The organism is Streptomyces sp. W1SF4 (genome assembly GCF_003950035.1).
Classification (GTDB): Bacteria; Actinomycetota; Actinomycetes; order Streptomycetales; family Streptomycetaceae; genus Streptomyces; species Streptomyces racemochromogenes.
Genome location: NZ_CP034350.1, coordinates 3333314 through 3340000 on the forward strand (window position 1 = coordinate 3333314; position 6687 = coordinate 3340000).

The following is a 6687-nucleotide window of genomic DNA, read 5'->3' on the forward strand; positions in this document are numbered from 1 at the left end:
CCGCGCCGACGACTGACCCCTCATCACACCAGCATCCCGCGCAGCGGGAACACCGCCCTCCGCGTCGCCAGAACGGCCTGATCCGTACGGTCCGCCGGGTCGTAGCCGGCCTCCCAGTCCCGCCACCGCGGAGTCCGCCCGTCCGTCATCCGGGCCGGCCCGCCCTGCCGCGTCCGCGCGTACGCCTCGTCCCGCCACGACTGCGGCACCATCGCCGCCGGATCCACCGGCCGGTGCGCCGCGATCCCCACCAGGTGCGTCCACGACCGCGGCACGACGTCCACCACCGCGTACCCGCCGCCGCCCAGCGCCAGCCACCGCCCGCCCGCGTACTCGTGCGCCAGCGCGTGGCACGCCTCCTGCACCGCCCGCTGCGCGTCCAGCGACACCGCCAGGTGCGCGAGGGGGTCCTCGAAGTGCGTGTCCGCCCCGTGCTGCGTCACCAGCACCTGCGGCCGGAAGTCCGCCAGCAGCTCCGGCACCGTCGCGTGGAAGGCCCGCAGCCACCCCTCGTCCCCGGTCCCCGCCGGCAGCGCCACGTTCACCGCGCTCCCCTCGGCACCCGGACCACCCGTCTCCTGCGGCCAGCCCGTCTGCGGGAACAGCGTCCGCGGGTGCTCGTGCAGCGACACCGTCAGCACCCGGGGGTCGTCCCAGAACGCCGCCTGCACCCCGTCCCCGTGGTGCACGTCCACGTCCACGTACGCGACCCGCTCCGCGCCCAGCTCCAGCAGCCGCGCGATGGCCACCGCCGCGTCGTTGTACACGCAGAACCCGGCCGCCCCGCCCGGCATCGCGTGGTGCAGCCCGCCCGCGAAGTTCACCGCGTGCCCGGCCTCCCCCCGCCACAGGGCCTCCGCCGCCGCCACCGACTGGCCGGCGATCAGCGCCGACGCCTCGTGGATCCCGTGGAACGCCGGATCGTCGAGGGTCCCCAGACCGTACGAACCGTCCGCCAGCCCCGGATCCGCCGACACCTCCCGCACCGCGGCCACGTAGTCCTCCCGGTGCACCAGCCGCAGCGTCGAGTCCCCGGCCGCCGGAGCCGCCCGCACCTCCATCTCCCGGTCCAGCCCGAAGGCACGCACCAGGCCCATGGTCAGCGCCAGGCGCACCGGGTCCATCGGATGGCTCGGTCCGAAGTCATACCCCGTTACCGCCTCGTCCCACATCAACAGCCCGGTCACCGACTCGCCGCTCATGCCCGACACCGTATCGGGCCCCATCGGCGCCGAAGGAACGGGCGTGGAACAACGTCACCAACACCAGCACCATCGGCACGACCATCGCGCCCCGGTAGCTCCAGGCGTCCCCGATCCCGCCCACCAGCGGCGAACCGATCAGGAAACCCACGTAGTTGAAGATGTTCAGCCGCGCCACCGCCGTGTCCGACGCACCCGGGAACAGCCGCCCGGCCGCCGCGAAGGTCTGCGGCACGATCACGCACAGCCCGATCCCCAGCAGCGTGAAGCCGAGCATCCCCACCCCGGCCCCCGGCGCCACCGCCACCACCCCGAACCCAGCGGCGGCCACCACCGTCCCGGCCCGCACCACGGCCACCGCACCGAACCGGCGCACCCCCAGGTCCCCGACCGCCCGCCCGGCGAGCGTCGTCACCATGTACACGTTGTAGGGGACCGTCGCCAGCTGCTCCGAACTCCCCAGCACGTCCTGGAGGTACTTGGCACTCCAGTTCGCCACCGTCGAGTCCCCGATGTACGCGCAGGCCATCACCAGGCACAGCGGCAGCAGCAGCTTCCCCCCGCCCGCCGGCCACCCCTGTTCCGCCTTCCCGCCCCCGTCCGCCGCGTCCACGTAGAACCGGCTCCCGGCGAACGCCAGCGGCAGCAGCACCGCCACCGCCGGCAGGTAGCCCGTGAACAGCGACAGGTGCCAGTGCGCGCCCGCCCAGGCCGCAGACGCCCCCAGGATCCCGCCCAGGCTGTACGCGGCGTGGAACCCCAGCATGATGGAGCGCCCGTACGCCCGCTGCAGGCTCACCCCGAGCATGTTCATCGAGGCGTCCAGCGCGCCCACCGCCAGCCCGAACACCCCCAGGGCCACCGCGACCTGCCACATCCCGCTGCCCGCCCCCACACCGAGCAGGGCCAGCAGCACGACGGGCTGCGCCCACCGCAGCACCACGCCGGGCGGGACGCGCTTCACCAGGTGCTCGGTCGCCACGCTGGAGAGCCCGGCGAGGACCGGCACGGCGGCGAGGAACGCGGGCAGCAGCCCGTCGGATATCCCGTACCGGTCCTGAATGGCCGGGATCCGCGTCACCAGCAGGGCGAAGGCGACGCCCTGCACGAAGAAGCCGAACCCGAGCGCCCCGCGCCCACGGCGAAGCCGTACGTCAACCGTCATGGCGGCACAGCGTAGGGCCCGCGACTACCCGTGGGTAGAGAGATCACACACCCAATCAGCCGCCCAGTCCGAGCAGGGCGGACAGCTCCTTCATCTCCCCGAAGCAGGCGGTGGCGCCGACGAGCCGCTCGGCGGGCACCATCGAGGTGAAGCCGAGGACGTCCATCCCGGCGGCCCGCGCGGCCTCGACGCCGAGGGGGCTGTCCTCGACCACCACGCACCGCGAGGCGGGGACCCCCATCATGTCGGCGGCGTGCAGGAACAGGTCCGGTGCCGGCTTGCCCTTGCCGACGTCCTCCGCACTGAAGATCCACTCCTCCTCGAACCACTCGTCCATCCCGGACGCCCGGTGCCCGACCCGGATCCGCTCGTGGCCGGAGGACGAGGCCACGCAGTAGGGCATGCCGGTCGCGGACAGTTCCCCGAGGACGTCGACCACTCCGGGGACGGGCCGCAGTTCCCGCTCGAAGGCGGCGAAGAGACGCCCGTTCAGGACCCCCTCGAAGTCCGCCGGCAGCCGCTGCCCGGTCCGCTCCTGGACGAGGTCGTGCACCCGGTGCACGGCGGACCCCATGTAGTCCCGGAGGGATTCCTCGTACGTGGTGGGGTGCCCGAGCTCCGTCAGGTACTCGGAGAGGATCGTGTTGGCGACCGGCTCGCTGTCCACGAGGACGCCGTCGTTGTCGAAGATGACCAGCTCATAGCCCATCGGCCCACCATACGAGCAGTCAGCTCAGGTTGACGGCAACCCCGTGCCGGTAAACGGCTGAACGCGCCCGAACGGGCCCTGAACGCAGAAAAGCCCCGCACCAGAAGGTGCGGGGCTTTCCCACAATGATTGTTCGGCGGCGTCCTACTCTCCCACAGGGTCCCCCCTGCAGTACCATCGGCGCTGAAAGGCTTAGCTTCCGGGTTCGGAATGTAACCGGGCGTTTCCCTAACGCTATGACCACCGAAACACTATGAAGTTTGAACTCCAGCCGGCAAGGCGAGTTCGTTACTTCAGAACTAACACAGTGGACGCGAGCAACTGAGGACAAGCCCTCGGCCTATTAGTACCAGTCAGCTCCACCCGTTACCGGGCTTCCACATCTGGCCTATCAACCCAGTCGTCTACTGGGAGCCTTACCCTCTCAAGGAGGTGGGAATACTCATCTTGAAGCAGGCTTCCCGCTTAGATGCTTTCAGCGGTTATCCCTCCCGAACGTAGCCAACCAGCCATGCCCTTGGCAGGACAACTGGCACACCAGAGGTTCGTCCGTCCCGGTCCTCTCGTACTAGGGACAGCCCTTCTCAATATTCCTACGCGCACAGCGGATAGGGACCGAACTGTCTCACGACGTTCTAAACCCAGCTCGCGTACCGCTTTAATGGGCGAACAGCCCAACCCTTGGGACCGACTCCAGCCCCAGGATGCGACGAGCCGACATCGAGGTGCCAAACCATCCCGTCGATATGGACTCTTGGGGAAGATCAGCCTGTTATCCCCGGGGTACCTTTTATCCGTTGAGCGACGGCGCTTCCACAAGCCACCGCCGGATCACTAGTCCCGACTTTCGTCCCTGCTCGACCCGTCGGTCTCACAGTCAAGCTCCCTTGTGCACTTACACTCAACACCTGATTGCCAACCAGGCTGAGGGAACCTTTGGGCGCCTCCGTTACCCTTTGGGAGGCAACCGCCCCAGTTAAACTACCCATCAGACACTGTCCCTGATCCGGATCACGGACCGAGGTTAGACATCCAGCACGACCAGAGTGGTATTTCAACGGCGACTCCACAACCACTGGCGTGGCTGCTTCAAAGTCTCCCACCTATCCTACACAAGCCGAACCGAACACCAATATCAAACTGTAGTAAAGGTCCCGGGGTCTTTCCGTCCTGCTGCGCGAAACGAGCATCTTTACTCGTAGTGCAATTTCACCGGGCCTATGGTTGAGACAGTCGAGAAGTCGTTACGCCATTCGTGCAGGTCGGAACTTACCCGACAAGGAATTTCGCTACCTTAGGATGGTTATAGTTACCACCGCCGTTTACTGGCGCTTAAGTTCTCAGCTTCGCAACCCCGAAAGGTCACTAACCGGTCCCCTTAACGTTCCAGCACCGGGCAGGCGTCAGTCCGTATACATCGCCTTACGGCTTCGCACGGACCTGTGTTTTTAGTAAACAGTCGCTTCTCGCTGGTCTCTGCGGCCACCCCCAGCTCAGAGAGCAAGTCTCATCACCAGGAATGGCCCCCCTTCTCCCGAAGTTACGGGGGCATTTTGCCGAGTTCCTTAACCATAGTTCACCCGAACGCCTCGGTATTCTCTACCTGACCACCTGAGTCGGTTTAGGGTACGGGCCGCCATGAAACTCGCTAGAGGCTTTTCTCGACAGCATAGGATCATCCACTTCACCACAATCGGCTCGGCATCAGGTCTCAGCCTTAACGTGTGACGGATTTGCCTACCACACGGCCTACACCCTTACCCCGGGACAACCACCGCCCGGGCTGGACTACCTTCCTGCGTCACCCCATCGCTTACCTACTACCACCTTGGATCGCCGGCTCCACCACTTTCCATTCCCCGAAGGGTCCGGAACGGCTTCACGGGCTTAGCATCAGAGGATTCGATATTGGGCGTTTCAAAGCGGGTACCGGAATATCAACCGGTTGTCCATCGACTACGCCTGTCGGCCTCGCCTTAGGTCCCGACTTACCCTGGGCAGATCAGCTTGACCCAGGAACCCTTAGTCAATCGGCGCACACGTTTCTCACGTGTGTATCGCTACTCATGCCTGCATTCTCACTCGTGAACCGTCCACAACTAGCTTCCGCTGCTGCTTCACCCGGCACACGACGCTCCCCTACCCATCACAGCGGGCGTTGGCCCTATTGCTGCAATGACACGACTTCGGCGGTACGCTTGAGCCCCGCTACATTGTCGGCGCGGAATCACTTGACCAGTGAGCTATTACGCACTCTTTCAAGGGTGGCTGCTTCTAAGCCAACCTCCTGGTTGTCTCTGCGACTCCACATCCTTTCCCACTTAGCGTACGCTTAGGGGCCTTAGTCGATGCTCTGGGCTGTTTCCCTCTCGACCATGGAGCTTATCCCCCACAGTCTCACTGCCGTGCTCTCACTTACCGGCATTCGGAGTTTGGCTAAGGTCAGTAACCCGGTAGGGCCCATCGCCTATCCAGTGCTCTACCTCCGGCAAGAAACACACGACGCTGCACCTAAATGCATTTCGGGGAGAACCAGCTATCACGGAGTTTGATTGGCCTTTCACCCCTAACCACAGGTCATCCCCCAGGTTTTCAACCCTGGTGGGTTCGGTCCTCCACGAAGTCTTACCTCCGCTTCAACCTGCCCATGGCTAGATCACTCCGCTTCGGGTCTAGAGCGTGCAACTCAATCGCCCTATTCGGACTCGCTTTCGCTACGGCTTCCCCACACGGGTTAACCTCGCTACACACCGCTAACTCGCAGGCTCATTCTTCAAAAGGCACGCAGTCACGAGGATCCGAAGATCCCGACGCTCCCACGGCTTGTAGGCACACGGTTTCAGGTACTATTTCACTCCGCTCCCGCGGTACTTTTCACCATTCCCTCACGGTACTATCCGCTATCGGTCACCAGGGAATATTTAGGCTTAGCGGGTGGTCCCGCCAGATTCACACGGGATTTCTCGGGCCCCGTGCTACTTGGGAGATGAGCAAGCAAGCCGCTGATGTTTCGTCTACGGGGGTCTTACCCTCTACGCCGGACCTTTCGCATGTCCTTCGACTACATCAACGGTTTCTGACTCGCCCAGCCGCCGGCAGACGACTGAAGCTCATTCCCACAACCCCGCATGCGCAACCCCTGCCGGGTCTCACACGCATACGGTTTGGCCTCATCCGGTTTCGCTCGCCACTACTCCCGGAATCACGGTTGTTTTCTCTTCCTGAGGGTACTGAGATGTTTCACTTCCCCTCGTTCCCTCCACACTGCCTATGTGTTCAGCAGTGGGTGACAGCCCATGACGACTGCCGGGTTTCCCCATTCGGACACCCCCGGATCAAAGCTCAGTTGGCAGCTCCCCGGGGCCTATCGCGGCCTCTCACGTCCTTCATCGGTTCCTGGTGCCAAGGCATCCACCGTGCGCCCTTAAAAACTTGGCCACAGATGCTCGCGTCCACTGTGTAGTTCTCAAATAACGACCAGCCACCCATCACCCCACCAGACAAGCTGGCGAGTTCACTGGGGCCGGCACTGAAGACTGACCAGACGGCCGTGCCTTCAGGACCCAACAGCGCGCCAGGCACCCTCGCTCATCCGTTTTCTCTTTCCACGC

Annotated in this window: 3 protein-coding genes and 2 rRNA genes; all 5 read right to left on the reverse strand. The window is 64.6% G+C overall.

Going from position 1 to position 6687, the window contains the following annotated elements:
- Positions 1-23 precede the first annotated feature (23 nt).
- Positions 24-1172: an acetoin utilization protein AcuC gene (locus D1J60_RS15410; protein WP_125604215.1), complete on the reverse strand. Its 1149-nt coding sequence runs from the start codon at positions 1170-1172 to the stop codon at positions 24-26.
- Positions 1144-2367 carry an MFS transporter gene (locus D1J60_RS15415; protein WP_125821490.1) on the reverse strand — a complete coding sequence of 408 codons (1224 nt, stop codon included), beginning with the start codon at positions 2365-2367 and terminating at the stop codon, positions 1144-1146. Before D1J60_RS15415 ends, D1J60_RS15410 begins: the two co-directional genes overlap by 29 nt.
- A gap of 55 nt (positions 2368-2422) precedes the next feature.
- Positions 2423-3076 carry an HAD family hydrolase gene (locus tag D1J60_RS15420; RefSeq protein ID WP_125821491.1) on the reverse strand — a complete coding sequence of 218 codons (654 nt, stop codon included), beginning with the start codon at positions 3074-3076 and terminating at the stop codon, positions 2423-2425.
- A 131-nt stretch (positions 3077-3207) separates the two neighbouring features.
- Positions 3208-3324, reverse strand: a 5S ribosomal RNA gene (gene rrf / locus D1J60_RS15425).
- A gap of 75 nt (positions 3325-3399) precedes the next feature.
- Positions 3400-6514, reverse strand: a 23S ribosomal RNA gene (locus D1J60_RS15430).
- Between the last annotated feature and the right edge of the window lie 173 nt (positions 6515-6687).